We start from the raw sequence: 20,299 nt of genomic DNA, 5'->3' as shown, positions 1-20,299 counted from the left end.
CGATGAGCGAATCCTCTCCCGCCCTGCGCGTCGCCCCCTCGCCTCACCTGGCCCAGGGCTCGTTCACCACGCGGCGCATGATGATCGACGTGCTGATCGCCCTGGCCCCGGTGATCGCCGTGGCCCTCTGGGTCTTCCGCTGGTATGCCGTCAAGCAGGTGGGCCTGAGCGTGCTGGCCTGCCTGGCCTTCGAGGCGCTGTTCACCTCCTGGCGGGGCCGGCGCCCCACCCTGGGCGACGCCTCGGCCGCGGTCACCGGCCTGATCCTCGGGCTCTCCCTGCCCTGGAGCGCCCCGTGGTACGTCAGCGTGATCGCCTCGATGGTGGCCGTCGGCATCGGCAAGATCGTCTTCGGCGGACTGGGCCAGAACCTCTTCAACCCGGCGATGGTGGGCCGGGCCTTCGTGATGATCTGCTTTCCCGCCGCCCTGGGGGCGGCGGCCTACACCGTCGCCGGCGCCGGTCTCGAGGTGATCACCCAGGCCACGCCCCTGACCGCCGCCAAGCAACTCGGCGAGGCCACCGGCTTCACCGCCCTGGCCCTGGGCACGGCCAACGGCTCGCTGGGTGAGACCAGCGCCCTGGCCTGCCTGATCGGCGGGCTCTACCTCTGCCTGCGGCGCACCGCGTCGTGGGAGATTCCGCTGGGCACCCTGGCCTCGGTGGGAGTCATCGCGTCCATCGCCTGGTGGATTGCTCCCGGCGCCCTGACCCACCCCCTCCATCACCTGCTCGGCGGCGCGCTGCTCTTCGGCGCCTTCTTCATCGCCACCGACCCGGTGACCAGCCCCCTCACTGGCCGGGGCAAGCTGATCTTCGGCGCGGGACTCGGAGCGCTGGTGATGCTGATCCGCCTGGCCAGCGGCTATCCCGAGGGCGTGATGTTCGCCGTGCTGCTGATGAACGCCGTGGTGCCGCTGATCAACCGCTGGACCATCCCCGAGCCGGTGGGCGGCCCCGTGCCGGCCCGCTGAAGGGAGGATCGATGGGCAAGGGATACATCACTACCGCCTGGCTCGTGCTGGTGCTGGCCCTGGTCTTCGGCGCCAGCCTGGCGGGCATGGAGCTCGTGGTGGCCGAACGCATCGCCCACAACAAGCTCGAGGAAACCCTCTCCCAGGTGCCGCGCCTGGTTCCCGGTGCGACCCGGGGTGAACCCTACGACATGGACGGCCGCACGGTCTACCGGGCGCTGGGAGACAGCGACACCCTGGGTTGGGTGGTCCCGGCCCGGGCAACGGGCTTTGCCGATCAGGTGGAGGTGCTGGTGGGCGTCGATGCCGAGGTGAAGACCATCACCGGCATCTACGTCCTCTCTCAGAAAGAAACTCCCGGTCTCGGCGCCAAGATCACGGGCGACGAGTTCCAGAACCGGTTCAAGGGCAAGGACGCCCTGGTGCCCCTTGAAGTCGTCAAGGGCGCCGCCGAGCCCGGTCCCCACCAGATCAAGGCCATCACCGGCGCGACGATCTCGTCGGTCACCGTCGCCGACCTGGTCAACCGTACCGTGACCGAAGTGCGCGGGCCGCTGAAGGCCGCCGCGGGGAGGTAAAGATGAGCCAGGATGGGCCGACCGCCCTCGAACGCTTCGTCAACGGCATCCTGCCTGAAAACCCGGTCTACCGGCAGCTTCTCGGCATGTGCCCGACGTTGGCGGTGACCAACGGCATGCAGGCGGCGATGACCATGGCGGGAGCCACCACATTCGTGCTGATCATGGCCAACGTGATCACCAGCCTGATCCGGGGCCTGCTCAAACCCCACCTGCGGATCCTGGTCTTCACGCTGACCATCGCCACCTTCGTCACCATCGCCGACCGCTTCCTGGCCGCCTACATGTACCAGATGAGCAAGGAACTCGGCCCCTACATTCCTCTGATCATCGTCAACTGCATCATCATCTCGCGCTGTGAGATCTGCGCCCAGAAGCAGAACGTCTTCACCGCCCTCTCCGATGCCGTCGGCATGGGCCTGGGCTTCACCGTGGCCCTGGCCAGCATCGCCACGGTGCGCGAGCTGCTCGGCTCGGGGAGTTGGTTCGGCTTCCACGTACTGCCGGCCTCCTGGCCCGACTGGGTGCTGATGGTCCTGCCCCCCGGCGCCTTCCTCACCCTCGGCTGCCTGCTCGGCCTGGTCAACTGGCTCAGCGCCCGACGGGCCGAGAACGCCAAGAGCGCGAACACCGCCGCTCACGACACCATCAAGGAGACCGCCTGATGCTCGAGCATATCGGCGAGTTGGCCCTCATCGGCCTGAGCGCGATCCTGATCAAGAACTTCGTGCTCTACTACTTCGTCGGGATCTGCCCCTTCCTCGGCGTCTCGCGCAAGGTCTCCACGGCTTTCGGCATGGGCTGCGCGGTGACCTTCGTGATCTCCATCGCCGCCACCCTGAGCTGGATCTTCACCACCTTCGTCCTGCGCCCCGGCGCGCCCCTGAGCACCTGGGTCTGGCGGATGGCGGGTGGAGACCCCGAGACGGTGGTGGACCTGAGCATTCTCAGCTACATCGTCTACATCTTCGTCATCGCCTCGTCGGTGCAGTTCGTCGAGATGTATGTGCGCAAGTTTTTCCCGCCGCTCTACAAGCAGTTCGGCGTCTTCCTGCCCCTGATCACCACCAACTGCGCGATCCTCTTCGCCTGCCTCGAGATCCTCAAGCACGTCAGCGGCGTCGACGACGCCTCCCGTTGGGGCCTCGACAGCGCCCTGGTGCTGGCCGCCGGCGGCGGAATCGGCTTCACGCTGGCCATCAGCATCATGGCCGGCATTCGTGAGGAACTCGACGAGTGCGACGTACCCAAGCCCCTCCAGGGCGCGGGCATCGCCCTGCTGGTCGCCGGCATCCTCGCCATGGCCTTCATGGGCTTTACGGGCGTCGACCGCGGCCTTGCCAACCTCTTGTTCTCTTCGGGAGCCTGAGATGTTCACCTGGGTCGTCATTTCCCTCGCCGCGGGCACCATGCTGCTGCTCGCCATCGCCATGTCCTTCGTCCTCGGCTGGGCCAACCAGGCCTTCCACGTCGAGGTCGATCCGAAGATCATCCAGGTCAACGACGTGCTGCCGGGAGCCAACTGCGGCGGTTGCGGCTACGTGGGCTGCAGCGAGTACGCCGAGGCGGTGGTGCTGGGCGGCGAGTCGGTGACCAAGTGCCCGGTGGGCGGCGCGAGCTGCGCGGAGGCCATCGCCGGGGTGATGGGCGTCAGTGTCGAGCAGAGCTGGCCCTACAAGGCCGTGATCCACTGCGGCGCCCACTTCGACCAGCGCAAGGGCAGGATGGACTACATCGGCGAGCAGACCTGCTCGGCGGCCAACGTAATCTCGGGCATCCAGGGCTGCACCTATGGCTGCCTGGGCTTCGGCGATTGCGTGGAGGCCTGCAACTTCGACGCGATGCTGCTCGACCGCGGCCTGCCCGAAGTGATCTACGACAAGTGCACCGGCTGCGGCGCCTGCGCGGAGGCCTGCCCGCGGAACATCATCACCATGGTCCCCTTCAAGGCCGAGCGCATCATGGTGGTGGCCTGCTGCAACAAGGACTTCGGCGGCGAGGTCAAGGCCGTCTGCGAAGTGGGCTGCATCGGCTGCAAGGCCTGCACCAAGGTCAGCGACCTGCTCGAGATGGACGGCAACCTGCCGGTGCTCAACTACGACGTCTACGACCCCGAGGCGACCGACTTCAGCGACGCCCTGCACAAGTGCCCGATGGACTCCCTGCTCTTCGTCGGTACCCCCACCGAGGCGGACAAGCAGGCCGTGGCCGAAGAAGAACTCCCCGAGCGCGTGGAGGCCGACTTCAAGACCACCGCCGACGAGGCGGAGTGGAGGGGCTGAGTGCGGCTGGAGCCGGAAGGCTGTCTTGGGCGGGATGCCGGGTCGAGCCGGCGGGCGCGGTTTCAGGGGGCCCTTCCGCACGTGAGCGAAGTCCAAAGCCCCTGCTGTTTGCCTGGGACGGGATGAGGCCGCCGGCAGTCCGCAGCACGCGACCCGCGCCGCGAGGCGAGATGCACTCCCAGCACTCGCGCAACGCCTGCAGGAGACTCGCCGCTCTGCACGGCGGCAACGCCGCGCCGGCGCAACCCGGTAAGCTTGTCATGAGTCCATGACCGCGCGTCCGTCTTGATTTTCGTGACGTGAGTATCCCTAAAGCCGCGGAAAGATCCGGACTCTTTGGAGACTGTCAACAACCGCCCCCAAGCGAGTTGACACGGGCATGGGATCCGACGGCGAGACCGGCTTGCTCGAGGCGGTCGATCAGGGGCTGGAGCAGGTCGGCGTAGGGGCGGTGCCGGCCGATGGACGAGGTGTAGACGGGACGGCGGACCTGGGCGTGGCTGGCGGTCAGACAGGGGCCGGAGCGGCGGTGGAAGTCGAGGCAGGCGGGATCCCAGTCGAGACCGACGAAGTCGAGCAGGCGGCGGGATTGGCCCTCGGGGTCGTGGACCAGCTCTTCGTAGTGCAGCTCCAGCATCTCGACCGGCAGGTGGGCCTGCCAGTGCTCCATCGCGTGGTGGTGGTCGATCAGGCACGCGGCCAGGTCGTCCAGGTCGTAGGAAAAGGTGCAGCTTCCTCCACGGAAGTGGGTGAAGTAGAGCGAGAGCGCCACGTCCCGCGGATCCCGGCGCAGGTCGATCACCTTCGCGCGAGGGAAGCACAGGGCGATCAGCGGCAGGAACACATAGTTCGCCGGCGCCTTGTCGGTGGTCAGGGTGCCCGACGGCAGACCGGCGGGCAGGGTCTGCTCGTACTCCCGGGCGATCTGTCGGGCGACCGCCGCATCCAGGTCGAGCAGGCCGAAGGGGTAGGCGCGTTCGATGCCCTCCCGGCCCCCCATCGACAGCGCGACCTCTCCGAAGAAGAGGTTTTCCCCGAGGGCGTGCACCCGCCGGTGGGCGGCGAGGATCTGCTCGACCAGGGACGTGCCCAAACGGGGCATGCCGACGATGAACACCCGTCCCTCGCCGTCGTCGGACCATCGGCGCTCGGCGAAGAATTCGCGACCCGCGAACAGGGTGGGCGCCAGGGTGATCAGCGAACGAGCGCGCCGATCGTGGCGCACACCGGCCAGGCGGTTGCCCCGGCGGAAGTGCTCGAAGGCCCGCCGCGCCTCGCCCCGGCGGTGGAGGATTTCTCCCAGGGCGAAGTGCAGATCGACGCAGGCGGCGGCGTCGCCGGCAAAACGATCGAGGAGCAGCTCGAGGTGCTCGGCATCGTCGTATCGCCCTCGCCGGGCCAGCTTGTAGTAGGGCGCGGTGACCCGCTCGTCCCGGGCCAGGGCCTCGTCGTAGCAGCGCCACGCCTGCTCATCCTCTCCCAACAGCTCGTAGGCCCAGCCCAGGTTGGCCAGACCGGCGGCACCCAGTTCCCCTTCCGGAACCTGCTGGAAGGCCTCGACCGCCTGCTCGGGACGACCGGCGAAGATCAGTGCCGTACCCAGGTCCCGCAGGTAACGGGGCTCGCCCGGGCGCAGGGCCACCGCCCGCTCGAGGGGCTCGACGGCGCGGGCCTCGCCCCCGCTGCGAAGGTGGCAGACCCCCAGTCCGTGGGCGGCGCCGTGGCGCGCCGGATCCACCGCAAGGGCGCGGGCGTAGGCCTCGGCGGCCGCAGCGGTCTCCCCCCGGCGGCGGCGCAGGTGGCCGAGCAACTCCTGCACCTCTCCGCTCGCCGGTGCGGCCGCCGCGGCGGCTTCGAGGGGCGATACGGCGCCCTCGTCGTCCCCCGCCCTCAGGCGCACCAGGGCCAGAAAGTAGGCCGGCGCCGGCTCCGAAGGATGCTTCCGGTGGAGGCGCTCGAGGCGCCGGATCGCCCCCCCGAGACGATCCCGACGCAGGTCGTCGAGGGCCCGCTGCAGGTCCCGGAGCGCCGCGGGCGCCGACGGCAAGGGAAGGGGGGCCACGACGGCATCCGGCGCTGTCTGAACCATCGGTATCTCCTCGGGAGATCCTATCGGCCGCCGACGGAGAGCCTGAAGGCCTTGGCGGAACCCCCACCGGCCGGGCGGGTCGGGCCACGGCTCCCGGGAACCGGTCGTGTTACGATACAAATCTTCGTAACACGACCCTGCCCGCAACAGGAGTTTTATCGGAGGGTTTTCCTCATGACGGGAAAGAGAATCGGGATCCTCGTCGTCGTTCTGCTGCTGGCCGGCGGCCCCCTGGCGGCCCACGAGGTCCAGCACGCCCTCAGCCGTGGCGAGGCCTGGATACTCACCTTGCAGACCGACGATGGCGAGCCCTTCGTGGACCAGCCCTGGATCCTGCGGACGGAGGATTCGGGGACCCTGGTCGCCCAGGGCCGCACCGACAACCGGGGGCGTCTGGCCTTTCTCCCGCCGGATCCCGGTCACTATGAGTTGCGGGCCGAAAGCCCCGATGGACACGGGGTGGTTCTGCCCCTCGACCTCGATGCCATCGAAGCCGGCCCGGCCGGCGATGCCGGGCACGTCCATCTCCCCGGCCGGCGCTGGGGGACCTGGGTGTCGGCGTTGGGATACCTGCTGGGCATCTTCGGCCTGGCGACAATGCTGATCGGGCGCCGCCGGTGAAACGACGCGCTGCCAGCCGGCGGAGCTAGGTGCGCCGGTGCACGTCCCCGACGGCTTTCTCGCGCCGCGCTTCTACCTGCCCCTGTGGGCGACGCTGCTGCCCGCGTGGGGCGTTGCCCTGCGCAGACTGCGACGGCGGCTGGACGAACGCACCCTGCCTCGCCTCGCCGCCGCCACCGCCGTGGCCTTCGCCCTGTCTTCCATCGCCCTTCCCCTGCCCGGGGGTACCAGTGTCCACGCCAGCGGCGTGGGTTTGCTGGCCACGGTCTTCGGCCCCGCGGCGACGTTCGTCAGTCTTTCCCTGGTCTTCCTGATCCAGGCCCTGGTGCTCGGCCAGGGGGGCATCACCGCCCTCCCCCTCGGAGCGCTGGCGCTGGGACTGGTGGGGGGGTCGGTGGCCACGGGACTTCACCGGCTGCTCGGCCGCCGTCTGCCCCGCACGGCCCTCTTTCTCGCCGGCGCCGGCGGCACCCTCGCCGCCGCCGGGGTGGTGGCCGTGGCCCTGGGCATCCAACCCGCCCTGGCCCATCGCCCCGACGGTACGCCCCTGTTCTTCCCCTTCGGCCTGGAGGTCACCCTTCCCGCCATGCTGCTGCCGCACCTGGTGGTGGGGGCCGCGGAAGGTGTGCTGACGGTGCTGGCCTGGCGCGCGTTCCAGGAGCGCGCGCCTGGAGCGTTGCCGTGAAGCCACGCCTGCTGTTCGCCCTGTGGGCCCTGGCGGTAGTGGGCGCCACGCTGATCCACGACCCGTGGCTGCTGGCCGCCGCCGCCGCCGGAGCCCTGCTCGCGGCGGGGCGTCGCGCCCCGCGGGTGCTGGCGCGAGCGGCGCTCGCGGTGGGCCCCGTGGTGCTGGCGGTGGGCGGCGGCTGGTGGATCGCCCGGCGCCTCGCCGGCGGCAGCCCCTGGCCTGTGATCACCCTCGTGGCCGTGCGGGTGCTGCTGATCGCCGTGCTGACCCAGGTTTGGCTCCTGCGGGTCGACCCCCTGCGCGCGGTGGCCTTCTCCCCTACCCTGACCTTCCTGCTCACCGCCGCCTGGTCCCAGTGGCTGGTGCTGCGACGGCTGCACGGCGAGATGCGGGCCGCGCTGACCTCGCGGCTGCTTCGACCCGCCGGAAGGACCCTGCTCTGGCGCCACGCCGCGGCCCAGGCCGCCACCGTGCTCGAGCGCTCCCTGGCCCGGGCCGAGCAGACCACCGACGCCATGCGCTCGCGAGGATTCTTCGATGATCCGACTTGAAGCGATCACCGCCTGCGCCGCGCCGGGGCGGACGGCGCTGCGGGACGTCGACCTTTGCGTCACGGAAGGAGAGCGGCTGGTGGTGCTGGGGGCCAACGGCAGCGGCAAGACCACCCTCCTGCGCCTGCTCGACGGCCTGCTCTTTCCCTCCGCGGGCCGCTACTGCTACGACGGCGTGGAGGTCACGGCCGCGGGGCTGCGACGCAGCCCCTTCGCCCGCCGCTTTCGTTCCGAGGTGGTGCTCGCCTTCCAGAACCCCGAGGCGATGCTCTTCCACCCCTCTGTCTTCGACGAGATCGCCTTCGCGCCCCGCCAGCGACGCCGGTCCGAGCAGGAAGTCCGCGAAACCGTCGAACGCTGGGCCTCGGTCACCGGCGTGACCGACCTCCTCGAACGCTCACCCTGGGAGTTGTCCGCCGGCGAGCAGCAAAAGGTCTGCCTGGCGGCGATCCTCGCCGTCGGGCCCCGGTTGCTGCTGCTCGACGAGCCGACGGCCAGCCTCGACCCCCGCTCGACGGGATGGCTGGTGGATTTCCTCGACGAACTGGGCCTGACCACGGTGATCGCCACCCACTCCCTGAGCCTGGCCCCGGAACTCGGCAACCGGGCCCTCGTGCTGGGAGAGGACCACCGGTTGCTCTGGGACGGGCCTACCGAAGAGCTGCTGGGCGACGCGAAATTGCTGGTGCGAGCCAACCTGGCCCACAGTCACCGCCACCGTCACGGCGGCCGGACCCACCGCCACTTCCACATCCATGACTGGAGCTAGAGCCATGCAGGACAGCCCGACCTCCGATTCGAAGGAGCAGACGATCCGCTTTTCCGTCTCCCTGCCGGCCTCCCTGCTGGCCGAACTGGACCGGCGGGTGGTCCGCCGGGGCTACGCCTCGCGCTCCGAGCTGGTGCGGGACCTGATCCGGGAAAGGATGATCGACGACGCCTGGGCCCGGGGCGAGGAAGAGGTCTGCGGCGTGCTGACCATCGGCTACGACCATCACCAGCGGGACCTGGCCGACAAGCTGGTGGAGATCCAGCACGCCCACGGCGCCCACGTCCACTGCGCGACCCATATCCATCTCGATCACCACAATTGCCTGGAGTGCATCGTGCTGCGGGGACGGCCGGCGGAGATCGAGCAGATCTCTCTCGAGATCGGCGGCCTGCGGGGGGTTCATTTCGCGCGCCTGACCCGCACCGCCCCCCTGGGGAATCTGAACGCCCCTCGGCGCGGCACGGCCAGCCCTCAAGAGCACGCCCCCGCCATCCTCAAAGAGCGTCCGGCCAACAGGAAACGCGGATCCTCCCGCCGTGACACAATGGCAGGACGAAACGCCCCCCCCCCATCGGCGAACACGTAGGTGCGGCTGATGAAACAGGCGCGCGGGACCGACCCCGAAGCCGTCGACTCCCAACGTCCCAGAGACGGCGAGCCCAGTGACCGGGTTTGAAGGTCGGCCGCAAGGCCACATCCAGGCGTATCGGCGCGAAACCGCTCAAATCGCTCCAGGGCCCGTCGATCCAGCCGATCGAACGCATGGCCGCTTGGGCTCGGCCGGCGGGAAGAGAGTCTGCGAACAGCCCACGCCTGACCGACCTGACCGATCCGGTGGATCTGTCAAGGCCGGCGAAAAAGACGGCGGAACAGCGAGGGGCGGCGGACCCGGGTCACGCTGCGGTCGTTGAGACGCAGGCCTACGTCGAGCACCTGCTCGTCGCGGGGAATGCCGACGAAGTCCAGGATCGCCCGCTGCCCGGCTTCCTGGTTGAGGTCGTCGAGTTCGAAGAGACGGAAGGCCTCCGGGCGCTGCTGCCGCCAGTGTTCGAAGCGCCGGTAGTAGTCGTCCCAGTACATCTCCAGGGCCTGCTCCAGGCTCTCCGCCTCGTACTTGGGGTAGCAGTCGTCCCAGCAGTCGGCCTGCCAGCGGCGGCCGTCGTGGCGGATCCAGTGGTTGCGCGGCCCGGCCTTGTGCAGGTAGGAAGCCACCGTCGCCGCCCGGTCCCGCCGCAGCCCCACGAAACGCACGCCCGGAAAGCGCCGGGTGATGCGCTCGACGTAGGGCAGGTAGTAGAAACCCACGTCACCCACCAGGCGACGGGGCGACGCCCCCAGCTCTTCGAGCAGCGCGTCGAGCGCCGCCTCTCCCCCGCTCCAGCGCAGCGCCGCCCCCGGCCGCTCGTGGCCGACGGCGGCGTCGGCCTGGGCGTCGAGCAACCCGGCCAGGGTCACCGTCCCGCAGCGCCCCGTCCCCAACCCGAAGACCACCTGCTTGCCGCTCATCGCCTGCCTCGCTCCACCCGGCCCAGCCACTGGCGCAGGCTGCCCAGGCCCAGCGCCGGGCAGGCCGCCAAGTACAACGCAGCGTAGAGGCCGACCACCGCCGGCGCGACCAGCAGCACGGGACCTCCCGCCAGAAGCCACCAGGTCAGCGCCGCCGGGGCCGCGGCTCCCGCGGCCACCACCGCCAGGGCCAGGGCCCGGCCCAGGGGCAGGAAGTGTCCCCCCACCCGGGCCGCCAGGCGGCGGCGCAGGGCGGCCAGCTCCACCCAGGCCCCCGCCGCGGATCCCAGGGCCAGCCCCAGCGCCCCGAGGCGCAGGTCACTGCCGGCGGCCGCCCCCCCGAAGATCTCCGCCATGCCGTGGCGATCGAGGGCCAGCATCGCCGGCACCGCCACAAGGGCCGAGACGCCCACCCGCAACCCGGCGATCTTGGCCGGCACCACCGTCTCACCCAGGGCGAAAAAAGCGTTTTGCAGCAGCCGGGACCAGGTGGTTGCCACCAGGCCCAGGGTGTAACCCGCCAGCACCAGGGCCACCAGGGCGTTGTCGGCCAGGGTGAAGCGTCCCGAGCGATAGATCGCTCCCACGATCAACCAGCCGAAGGCCAGGTAGCCCACCGAGGTGGGCACCACGGCGAAGGCCATCTGCTCGAGGCTGCGGCGCAGACGCGGAAGATAACCGTCACCACCATCGGCCCGGCGGGAGAGTTCCGGCAATTCCGCCGCCGCCACGGACATGCCGAACAGGCTCACCGGCAGCAGGTAGAGCGTCGCCGCCCAGCCCATGGCCGCCACCGCCCCCGCCGCGAGTAGAGAGGCCAGGGCCAGGTCCAGGTAGGCCGAGAGCTGGTAGACCCCCCGCCCGGCGATGACCGGCCCCACCGCCCGCAGCACCTCCCGCACGCCGCCGACCCCCAGGGAGAGCGACGGCCGGAAGCCCCGCAGCACCCCGGCCACGAAAGGAAGCTGTACGAGGAACTGCAGCGCGCCCCCGGCCAGCGCGCCCCAGCAGGCGGCCAGCAGCAGCGACTCGGGCTGCCAGGCGCCCCGGGAAACGGCCACCAGGGCGGCGATGATCGAGACATTCCACAACACCGGCGCCAGGTAGGGCACGAGGAAACGACGGTGGGAGTTGAGCACCCCCAGGGCCCAGGCGGAGAGCACCAGCACGCCGGTCATGGGGAAGATGATCCGCACGGCCTCGACCGCCAGGGCGAAGCGGTCGACGGCGCCGGGTGTGGCCACATCGAGCAGGAAGCCCGGGGCAAAGATCGAGACGATGGGCCGGGCGAACAGGATCCCGGCCAGGGAAAGGACCGCGGCCAGCACCAGCAAAAGCGAGAACACGGCCCCCGCCAACCGTCCCGCCTCCTCCCGCCGTCCCTGCTCGATCAGCCGCGAGTAGACGGGGATGAAAGCCGCCGAAATGGTGCCCTCACCCAGCAGGTTCTGCAGCACGTTGGGGCCGCGCAGGGCGGTGCGGAACACGTCCGCGTAGCCGCCGACACCGAAGAAGTGGGCCAGCGCCCGGTCGCGGATCAAGCCCGCCAGGCGACTGGCGAAAATGCCCGCCGCCACGATGGCGGCACGACTCCCGCCCGCGGGCCGATCTTCCCTGCGCTCTTCCGCCGTCATCCGCCGCCCGTTTCCGCGCCACCGGCAGTCCGCCCGCCGGCACCGGCGAGTGAGCCTATCAGGGCAGAGAAACCAGCCGCAAGCTCCACCTCCCAAGGGGACTCGAGGGTGCCGGCATCCCCGCGCGGAAGCCGAAACCCGCCCAGCGCCGGGGCCCGGTCACCGCTTGGCAGCGCACCCCGCACGGCGTCGCCGCCGGCCGTCCCGCCTGGCGGAGACCCCGGCGATCCGGGCCTTCCCGCCGTCCGCCGATCCCGGCCGCCATCCCGCCTCCCGGCCGATCTTTGACACGATCGTGATCGCTTCCCTGGACGCATCGGCGTACACCGATGCCACCATCCCCCCGCCGGCCCTGCCGGAAATCGGGCGCCGAAGTCCCGGAGGTCATGACGTGACTGCAAAGCAGACAAGCACTCTGCGCACGCTGTGGGTGTGCGCCTGGATCCTCAGCCTCGTCCTGCCCGCGTCGGCGGTGCAGCCACGCGAACACCTGGCGCGCTACGACGGCGCCCTCAAACCCCGCCTCGGTGGCGCGGTGGCGATCCGCCCCATGGCCGTCGATCAGCTCCCCGCCGCCGATGCCCTGCGCCGCGGCTGGGAGGAGTTCATCGCCGGGCAGGACGGCACCTGGAAGATCTACCTCGACCCGCGCAGCGCCCTGCCCGCCCTCGCCGAAGGACGCGGCATCGCCTGGGTCCCGGGAGCCGGCAACACCCTGCCAGCCGACGGGCCGGTCACCCTCGAGCGCCTCGAGCGTCTGGCCCGGGAGTTCCTCAGCGACCACCGGACGCTGCTCGGCGATTGGAACGACCGGATCGAACTCGACCGCCAGGCCTCGGCCATGCGGCGCCCCGGCGTGTACCAACTGGTCTTCAGGCAAGTCGTCGATGGCGTGCCTGTCTCCAACGCGCGCCTCGACTTCCACGTCGCCGCGGGCAACCTGGTCGCCTTCGGCACCCACCGCTGGGCCCGCGCCACCGTCGATGGCGTGCCCCGCATCGACGCCGCCGAGGCGCAAACGATTCTCGACGCCTACCTCGGCGGCGACGACCGTGACGCTCGCCTGCCGGCCGACCCTCCGGAGCTGACGCTGCTCGCTCTCGATCCGCGCATGGAGTCGTCTCCCACACCCTGGCGGGGGGCGCGGGGCGAGGGACTGATCCACCGACTGATCTGGCGCCTGTCGTTCCGCGTCGCGGGCGAGGCCCCCCTGTGGGTCGGCGAGATCGACGCCCACAGCGGCGAGGTACTGGCGTTTTACGACGCGGCCCATTACGCCTCCGTACGCGGCGGGGTCTTCCCCCGGATGGGCAATGGTGATTGCGCGACCGGAGGCTGTGACTTCCCCCACCCGCTCCCCTTCGCCGACCTGAGCGAGGACGGGCAACCCACCGTGTTCACCGACGATTTCGGGGTCTACTCCTGCAACAGCGACCTGGCTCCGGTGACGACGAGCCTCGACGGCCGCTACGTGCGCATCGACGATGCGTGCGGACCCATCAGCCGGACCGCCGTCTGCGGTGAGGGGCTCGACCTCGGCCAACGGGCGGGCGAGAACTGCGCCGTGCAACCCGCGGCGAGCGCCGGCAACACCAGCGCCGCCCGCACGGCGTTCTACGACATCAACCGCGCCAAGCAGGCGGCGCGGGCCTACATGCCCGACAGCGCCTGGCTCCAGGGCGTGCTGACGGTCAACACCAACGTCAACAACACCTGCAACGCCTCCTACAGCGGCCAGATCAACATGTTCCGGGCCGGCAACGGCTGCGGCAACACGGGTGAGAACCTCGGCGTGCTGGTCCACGAATGGGGACACGGCATGGACGACAACGACGGCGGTGGTTTCGACAACCCGTCGGAGGCCTACGCCGATGTGGTCGCGATCTTCTGGAGCCACGACAGCTGCATCGGGCCCGGTTTCTACGTCGACGGGCGCACGTGCAGTGGTTTCGGAGACACCTGCCTCGACTGCACCGGCGTACGCGAAATGGACTGGGCACGCCGCCAGGCGGGTGAGCCGGCGACCCCCGCGGGCTTCGTCGACCCGCGCTGCGGAAGCGGCGACGGCCCCTGTGGACGCCAGGTCCACTGTGAGTCCCACCCGATCAGCGAGTCGATCTTCGACCTGGCGACGCGGGACCTGCCCGCCATGGGCCTGGATCCGGCCAGCGCCTGGCAACTCGCCGAGAAGCTCTGGTACGAAACCCGCACCGGCTCGGGCGGTGACATCTACAATTGCTCGCTTCCCGACTCCGACTCCTGCGGCTCTTCGAGCTGGTACCAGCAGATGCGGGTCGCCGACGACGACGACGGCGACCTGTCCAACGGAACTCCCCACGCGGCGGCACTGTTCGCGGCTTTCGATCGTCACGCCATCGCATGCGGCACCGCCGGCGATCCGCAAAACCAGAACTTCAGCTCCTGCCCCACCCTCGCCGCGCCGCAACTCGCCGCCTCTCCCTCCGGCGGCGGTGTCGAGTTGACCTGGGACACCGTGCCCGAGGCCGCCACCTACACGGTCTTTCGGGGCGACCTGGGCTGCGATGCCCAGGCGGTGAACATCGCCACCGTCGACGCGCCGGCGACATCGTTCTTCGACGACAACGTTTCCGAGGATTTCATCGTCAACTACCGCGTGCGACCCAACGCCGCCAATCCCGCATGCAGCGGCCCGGTTTCCAATTGCGTGCGCATCCCCGAGACCGCCAAGCTGATCCTCAACGCTCACCGTGTCGACGATTCCGGGGCCAACGGCGACGGCGACGGCCGGCTCGAGCCCGGCGAGACGATCACGCTGCCGACTTCCCTGTTCAACTACGGTGCGGCGGATGCCCTCGAGGTCAACGGTGGACTGCGCACCCTCGACCCCCGCGTGGTGCGCGTGCTGACACCGGACACCACCTGGCCGGACATTCTCCAGACGGAGGTGCAGGAGTCCCTGGCTCCCCACTTCCGGCTCACCGTGCTCCCCGATGCGGTATGCGGTGACGTGCTGGGCTTCGCCCTCGATTCACAGGCCCTCGACGTACCGCTCCACACCGATCTCTTCGACATCGGCATGGGAGTCTTCGTACGGGACTACCTCAACGACCAGGACACGAACATTCCCAACCAGACCACCGAGCCGGTGATCTCGACGATCACCATCGACGACGTGCGCACGGTCACCGACCTGGACGTCTCGATCGACATCAGCGCCATCCGTTCGAGTGACCTGATCGTCGAGGTCAGTTCTCCCGCCGGCACCACCGTACGCCTGAAGAACCAGACATCGGGCGGTCTCGACACGCGCTACGATCGCGACCGGCAGCCGGACGGGCCCGGGGTGATGAGCGATTTCGACGGGGAGCCGCTCGAGGGGACCTGGACCCTGTCGATCCAGGACGTCGTTCCCGGACCGTTCCCCACCGGCAGCACCCTGCGCAGTTGGACGATCCACGCCACGGTCGACGAACCCTTCGACTGCGCCGCGTTCTCCTGCTCCGACGTGATCCCCGGCGCCGTACCGCCGACGATGACCGTCGAGAAGGCCGGCGCCGACCTGGTGTTCGACTGGCAGATGGCCGCAGACGCCGATGGCTACAACCTGCTCGCCGACGACGACGCCCGGCTCGACACACCGGCACTCGTCGGCCAGACCAGCGGCGGCACGACCCTGACCCTGAGCGGAGCGGCCGGCGGCCGGGCCGGGAGCATCCGCCACTACGTGGTGCGCGGCACCAACACCTGCAACTGGGAAGGCCCCTGACCGGAGGGCTCCCGCCCGCGGCCTGAAAGCGGCGGCGCCCGGCCGCCCCCCAGGCCCCATCACCGGCGGGCCCCGTTGCCTGGCCATCGCGGGCGGGGTACAACCAGCGACACCGCCCCCCCCGGGGCGGCAGAGCCGAGGAGGCCCGATGGCATACCCGCGATGGCTGCCGGCAGCGTTGCCGGCGATACTGCTCGCGCTGATGGGAGCATCCTGCTCGAGCGCCCCGCCCCGCGCGGGCCTCGACTCGCTGCTGCTGATCACCGTCGACACCCTCAGGGCCGACCACCTCGGCTGCTACGACCCCCGGACGCCGGTTCCCACACCCCGCATCGACACCCTCGCCGCCGAGGGTCTGCTGGCCCGCCGGGCCTGGACCACCGTACCGATCACCGCCCCCTCCCACGCCACGATTCTCAGCGGCCTCGGCCCGCTGGCCCACGGGGTGCGCAACAACTACCGCTATCGCCTGCCCGGGGACGTGCCCACCCTGGCCACGATCCTCGGCGCCCGGGGGCGGCGCACCGCCGCCTTCGTCGCCGCCTACACCGCTTCACGGGATTTCGGCCTGGACCACGGCTTCGAGCTGTTCGACGACGACCTGGGCGTCGACGCTCAGGGTCGACCCCGCTCCCAGCGCCCGGGCGACGAGGTGGTCGATCGCGCCCTGCGCTGGATCGAGGCCCACGGCTCGCAACCGTTCTTCGTCTGGGTCCATCTCTTCGATCCGCACTCTCCCTACGAAGCGCCGGAACCCCACCGCTCGGCCCACCCCACCGACCCCTACGCGGGCGAGGTGGCCTTCACCGACGCCCAGGTGGGTCGACTGCTCGACGCCCTGGCCGCCTCTCCCGCCGCGCCCCACACGGTCACCGCCCTGGTGGCCGACCACGGCGAGTCCCTCGGCGAGCACGGCGAGGAAGAGCACGGCATGCTGCTCTACGAGGCGACGATCCGGGTCCCGCTGCTGATCCGCGCTCCCGGTCGCATCACCGCCGGCTCGGTGATCGAGGGCGGCGTCAGCACCACCGACCTGGCCCCCACCCTGCTCGGCCTGCTGGATGTCACCCCCGGGGAGGACTTCGAGGGCCGTGACCTGCTCGCCGATCCGCCGAGCGCCGACCGCCCCCTCTACACCGAGTCGATCTATGCGCACGAGGAGCTGGGCTGGTCACCCCTCTACGGCCTGCGCCAGGGCGACTGGGTCTACATCGCCGCTCCCCGGGAAGAACTCTACGACCTGGCCACCGACCCCGCCGAGCGCCACAACCTGGCCGCCGAGCATCCCGAGCGGACGGCCCGGATGCGGACCACCCTCGAGGAGATGCAGCGCAGGCGGCTGCGGGCCGAACGGATCCAAAGCGCCCTGGGCAGCGGCGGCCAGCTCGAGGCCGAGGACATGGCCCGTCTCGAAAGCCTGGGCTATGCCGCCGGGGGCGCCGCCGCTCCCCCGGACGACCCGTTGCCTCCCGTCACCGGGCGCAACCCGGTGGACAACCTGGTCGACTACCAGGTGCTGATCCGCGCCCAGCACCTGATCCTCGCCGGCCAGGCCCCCGCCGCGGTACGCATGCTCCGGCGGCTCAACCGCGACGATCCGGGCAACCCCCAGTACCAGCTCAAACTGGCTCTGGCCCTCGAAAACGTGGACGACCCTGCCGCCGCCGACGCCACCTACCGGGAACTGGTCCGGGACCACCCCTCCTTCCTCCTCGGTCACCGCTTCTACGCGGCTTTCCTCGAGGCCCGACGACGCGCGGAGGAGGCCTGCGCCCTGTGGGCCCGCTTCGCCGGCGCCTACCCGGAGGCGGTGGGAGCCGTGGCGGAACTGGCCCGCTGCGAGATCGACCTGGGTCGGGCGCCGAGGGCCCTCGAGCGCCTCGAGCGGCACGTCGATCGGCACCCGGGGGACCCGCAGGCCTGGACCCAGCTCGGCCGGGCCCGGGGAGCGGTCGGCAACGCGGGGGGGGCTCTCGAGGCCTTCGCCCGGGCGCTGGCCTTGCGCGGCAGCGACCGCAAGGCCCTCGATGCCCTGGTCACTTTCGCCAATGCCAGCGGCGAGACCCGCCGGGCCCGGCGCCTGCTCGAATCGTTGCCGGCCTACGGCAAGGGCTCAGCGGCGATCCGCGGCGCCCTGGCCCGCCTGCGCTGAGCCGCGGCGGTAGACCAGCCAGCGGCCCACCTCCCGGTCCACGCGGTAGTCGGCCTGCACCCGCCGGCGGAGAGGGTCGAACTTGATCATCTGGGCGTAGGAGTCCTCCCCCTCGAAGGGGTTGAGGTCGCCTCGGCCAACCAGGATCACCCCCGGTGGATCCCGGTCGAACCGTTCGAGAAACTCCCGCCGCCGCTGCTCGAGTCCGCCGATGGCCACCGAGAGCCGCTCGCCGGTGAGAAAGAGATGGTGGAAGGGATAGCGGGTGACCGGATGGCGGTCGGCGAGGAAGTAGATTCCCGGTCCCAGGCCCCAGACCAGCAGCGACTCGCCCGGCGCGCTGGCCCGGGCCACCACCCGGGCGACCTGCTCTTCGAGCGCGGGCTCGAAGCTGCCCTGCGCGATCCGGCGCAGGTAAGCATCGCGACCGATGGCGCCCGTGCGGTAGGCCCAGGCCGCCTGGAGCTGGGGGTCGCCGGTCCAGCGGCCCAGCTCGCCGGCGGCCACCACGACCAGCAGCAGCAGGCCGGCGGCGGCCAGGACGCGGCGGCGGCCGCCCGCGCCGAAGGACTCGCCGAGCCAGGCGATCCCGCCCCCCGCCGCCACCGCGAAGGCGGGCACGGTCAGCAGGTAGTGGTAGTTGGCCATCTGCCCCTGGATGATCACCACCACCACCGGCAGCAGCAGCCAGGGCAGCACCCAGGCCAGCAGGCGATCCCGCCCCCGGGCCAGCCTGAGCAGGCACAGCCCCGCGCCGACCACCGCCGTGGGAATTCCGAACCACACTCCTCGGGGAACCCAGGCGATCACGTGGCCCCAGTTGCGGAACTCCGCGGTGACGTGGTGGAAGACCCGCGGGAAGACGAACACCGCCTCGTAGAACTCCCCCACCCCGCCTCGCAGGGCGAAGTAGACGAAGGCGGGGACCCAGGCCAGCACCATCCCCGCAGCGAGCAGAAGGCCCCGCCGGACCCACGCCATCGGCTGCCGGGGCTCGAGCCACAGCCAGGGCCAGATGGCAGCCAGCGCCAGGGCGGGCATCTTGAACTGGCCCGCCACGCCGATCAGCACGCCCACCCACAGGGCGCGGGAGGCGCGCTCGCCCGCGTCCAGGCTCAGCCAGGCGGCTCCGAGCACGGGCAGGGCGAGCCACAGCTCCCCCTGGGCCCTCGACCAGTAGCCCTGCCACTGGGGCGCCCACAGTCCGGTCGGCAGCAGCAGGGCGGCGATCAACCCCGCCCAACGCCCCCACAGCCGCCGCGCCAGGGCGAAGGCCAGCAGGCTCTCGGCCGCCAGCACGAGGCCCTCGAGCAGCCACACCGCCGGCACCCGCACACCGAAGAGGGCGAAGGCCAGGGCGTAGACGTGGGTCAGCCCCGGCGGCTTCTGGTCCCAGATGTCCCGATAGGGCAGCCATCCTTCGAGGCCCCAGCGGCCGAAGCAGGCGAACAGCCCCTGGTCGAGCCCCAGGGGCTCGCCGTAGCGCAACCACTGGAGAAACAGGAAAACACCGACCACCCCCAGCGCCGCGACGACGAAGGCCAGGCGCGGCAGGGCGGTGGTGGGGCCGGGGGGAGGGCTCGAGGAGGGTCGCGTATTCACGGTGGAGGATTCTAACGCGCCGTCGTGCTCCCCGTGCGCCGCCCCTTGACGACGATCCCGGCGCCCCTCGACAATCCCGCAGGCTTCCCCCACGATCCGGGGTGCCCGGAGGAAGGATGCCCCCGTCCACCCTCGACACACAGATCCGCCTGGCGGCCTTCAACTGGCTGGCCCGTCAGAACGCAGATCCCGAGCGACTGCTTTCCTGGCAGGCGCTGCGCGCCGGTTTCGAGTTCGGGGGACGCAGCATTCCGCTGATCAGCCAGAGGGGCATCTGGAAACCCGCCATCATCCCGGAAGTCCCTTTGTCGATCACCACCAGCCCGGGGAACCCCTACAAAGACGAGCTGACTGACGACGGCTTTTTGATATACCACTACTGCGGCAGCGACCCCAACCACCGCGACAACAAAGGACTCCGCAAGGCCTTCGAACAGCGGACGCCTCTCGTCTACCTGCATGGCGTGCTGAAAGGACGGTACCTGGCAGCCTGGCCGGTGTACGTCGTCGAGGACGACCCCCCGCACAGGCGCGTGGTCATCGCCTTCGACGAGCAGCCCGCGGTCGGTTCGATCCCGCAGATCTTCTCCGTGGACTGGACCCGGGGAAGCGATGCGGAGACGATTCGCCGCCGCTATGCAACGCGCAGCGTCAGGCAACGTTTGCATCAACGCACGTTTCGCGAGCGCGTCCTCGAGGCGTACCGGCACACCTGCGCCCTGTGCCGGCTGCGCCACGACCAGTTGCTCGATGCCGCCCATATCGTCCCGGACTCCGACGACCGGGGTGTCGCCCGCGTTTCCAACGGCCTGGCCCTGTGCAAGCTGCACCACGCCGCCTTCGACAACTACTTCATCGGGATCCGACCGGACCACATCGTGGAGGTGCGACCCGACGTCCTCGAGGAATCCGACGGCCCGATGCTCCTCCATGGCCTGAAGGAGATGCACCACCGGCGCATATCGGTTCCCCGGGCCGAACAGTACCGACCGGACAGCCGCCTGCTCGAAATACGCTACGAGAAGTTTCGCAAGGTGGGCTAGCCGCCCCCCCCGGCGCCACTCTTGCTTCTCCCCGGGGGCTTTCGACCCGGTTTTCCCGG

General features: G+C 70.4%; 16 protein-coding genes and 1 pseudogene. 13 read left to right on the top strand and 4 right to left on the bottom strand.

The genetic code is table 11. The features are described 5' to 3' along the window. Window positions 1–2: 2 nt before the first annotated feature. The 5 genes from Q9Q40_01210 to Q9Q40_01190 are packed head-to-tail and all read left to right on the top strand — an operon-like array spanning window position 3 to window position 3,834. Window positions 3–974, top strand: a complete 972-nt coding sequence (locus tag Q9Q40_01210) for an RnfABCDGE type electron transport complex subunit D (GenBank protein ID MDQ7005830.1) — start codon at window positions 3–5, stop codon at window positions 972–974. 11 nt (window positions 975–985) lie between these two features. Next, entirely contained in the window at window positions 986–1,552 is a 567-nt protein-coding gene (locus Q9Q40_01205) for an FMN-binding protein (GenBank protein MDQ7005829.1), read from the top strand. A gap of 2 nt (window positions 1,553–1,554) precedes the next feature. Beyond that, complete coding sequence (rsxE, locus tag Q9Q40_01200; protein MDQ7005828.1) at window positions 1,555–2,217, top strand: electron transport complex subunit RsxE; 663 nt, start codon at window positions 1,555–1,557, stop codon at window positions 2,215–2,217. Then, window positions 2,217–2,921 (top strand): Rnf-Nqr domain containing protein, encoded by a 705-nt coding sequence (locus tag Q9Q40_01195; GenBank protein ID MDQ7005827.1) that lies wholly within the window; start codon window positions 2,217–2,219, stop codon window positions 2,919–2,921. Before rsxE ends, Q9Q40_01195 begins: the two co-directional genes overlap by 1 nt. Before the next feature lies 1 nt (window position 2,922). Next, entirely contained in the window at window positions 2,923–3,834 is a 912-nt protein-coding gene (locus tag Q9Q40_01190; protein MDQ7005826.1) for an RnfABCDGE type electron transport complex subunit B, read from the top strand. Between the two features lie 346 nt (window positions 3,835–4,180). Here the strand turns inward: Q9Q40_01190 and Q9Q40_01185 are convergent, their stop codons facing one another. Then, window positions 4,181–5,923, bottom strand: coding sequence for a sulfotransferase (locus tag Q9Q40_01185; GenBank protein MDQ7005825.1), 1,743 nt, complete (start codon window positions 5,921–5,923; stop codon window positions 4,181–4,183). Window positions 5,924–6,097: 174 nt separating this feature from the next. On the opposite strand from Q9Q40_01185, the gene Q9Q40_01180 reads away from it, so the two are divergent. The 5 genes and pseudogenes from Q9Q40_01180 to nikR all read left to right on the top strand — a co-directional run bounded on the left by Q9Q40_01180 (window position 6,098) and on the right by nikR (window position 8,988). Then, window positions 6,098–6,544 (top strand): hypothetical protein, encoded by a 447-nt coding sequence (locus Q9Q40_01180; protein ID MDQ7005824.1) that lies wholly within the window; start codon window positions 6,098–6,100, stop codon window positions 6,542–6,544. Between the two features lie 37 nt (window positions 6,545–6,581). Further along, window positions 6,582–7,229, top strand: coding sequence for an energy-coupling factor ABC transporter permease (locus Q9Q40_01175; GenBank protein MDQ7005823.1), 648 nt, complete (start codon window positions 6,582–6,584; stop codon window positions 7,227–7,229). Continuing rightward, the gene (locus Q9Q40_01170; GenBank protein MDQ7005822.1) at window positions 7,226–7,783 is read left to right on the top strand and encodes an ABC transporter permease; all 558 of its coding nucleotides are present in this window, start codon (window positions 7,226–7,228) and stop codon (window positions 7,781–7,783) included. Before Q9Q40_01175 ends, Q9Q40_01170 begins: the two co-directional genes overlap by 4 nt. Continuing rightward, complete coding sequence (locus Q9Q40_01165) at window positions 7,770–8,552, top strand: ABC transporter ATP-binding protein (protein MDQ7005821.1); 783 nt, start codon at window positions 7,770–7,772, stop codon at window positions 8,550–8,552. The genes Q9Q40_01170 and Q9Q40_01165 overlap by 14 nt, the downstream gene beginning before the upstream one ends. Before the next feature lie 4 nt (window positions 8,553–8,556). Beyond that, window positions 8,557–8,988 (top strand): annotated as a pseudogene (gene nikR, locus Q9Q40_01160) (nickel-responsive transcriptional regulator NikR). Window positions 8,989–9,398: 410 nt separating this feature from the next. Here the strand turns inward: nikR and Q9Q40_01155 are convergent. Both Q9Q40_01155 and murJ read right to left on the bottom strand, forming a co-directional pair. Then, the gene (locus Q9Q40_01155) at window positions 9,399–10,061 is read right to left on the bottom strand and encodes a hypothetical protein (GenBank protein ID MDQ7005820.1); all 663 of its coding nucleotides are present in this window, start codon (window positions 10,059–10,061) and stop codon (window positions 9,399–9,401) included. Next, complete coding sequence (gene murJ / locus Q9Q40_01150) at window positions 10,058–11,695, bottom strand: murein biosynthesis integral membrane protein MurJ (protein ID MDQ7005819.1); 1,638 nt, start codon at window positions 11,693–11,695, stop codon at window positions 10,058–10,060. Before murJ ends, Q9Q40_01155 begins: the two co-directional genes overlap by 4 nt. Window positions 11,696–12,086: 391 nt before the next feature. Here murJ and Q9Q40_01145 point away from each other — a divergent pair, with 391 nt between their 5' ends. Together Q9Q40_01145 and Q9Q40_01140 are read left to right on the top strand one after the other, a co-directional pair. Beyond that, the gene (locus Q9Q40_01145; GenBank protein ID MDQ7005818.1) at window positions 12,087–15,443 is read left to right on the top strand and encodes a proprotein convertase P-domain-containing protein; all 3,357 of its coding nucleotides are present in this window, start codon (window positions 12,087–12,089) and stop codon (window positions 15,441–15,443) included. A 148-nt stretch (window positions 15,444–15,591) separates the two neighbouring features. Continuing rightward, on the top strand, window positions 15,592–17,595 hold the full coding sequence (locus Q9Q40_01140; protein ID MDQ7005817.1) for a sulfatase-like hydrolase/transferase: 2,004 nt from the start codon (window positions 15,592–15,594) through the stop codon (window positions 17,593–17,595). Here the strand turns inward: Q9Q40_01140 and Q9Q40_01135 are convergent. Next, complete coding sequence (locus Q9Q40_01135; GenBank protein ID MDQ7005816.1) at window positions 17,557–19,197, bottom strand: glycosyltransferase family 39 protein; 1,641 nt, start codon at window positions 19,195–19,197, stop codon at window positions 17,557–17,559. The two genes, Q9Q40_01140 and Q9Q40_01135, sit on opposite strands and share 39 nt — an antisense overlap. A gap of 116 nt (window positions 19,198–19,313) precedes the next feature. Here Q9Q40_01135 and Q9Q40_01130 point away from each other — a divergent pair, with 116 nt between their 5' ends. Further along, on the top strand, window positions 19,314–20,240 hold the full coding sequence (locus tag Q9Q40_01130; protein ID MDQ7005815.1) for an HNH endonuclease: 927 nt from the start codon (window positions 19,314–19,316) through the stop codon (window positions 20,238–20,240). Window positions 20,241–20,299: the final 59 nt, after the last annotated feature.

It is taken from the genome of Acidobacteriota bacterium, from assembly GCA_030949985.1.
In the GTDB taxonomy this organism is placed as follows: Bacteria; Acidobacteriota; Polarisedimenticolia; order J045; family J045; genus JALTMS01.
Note: the sequence above shows the minus strand (reverse complement) of the source record. Positions and strands in the feature narration are given on the sequence as shown.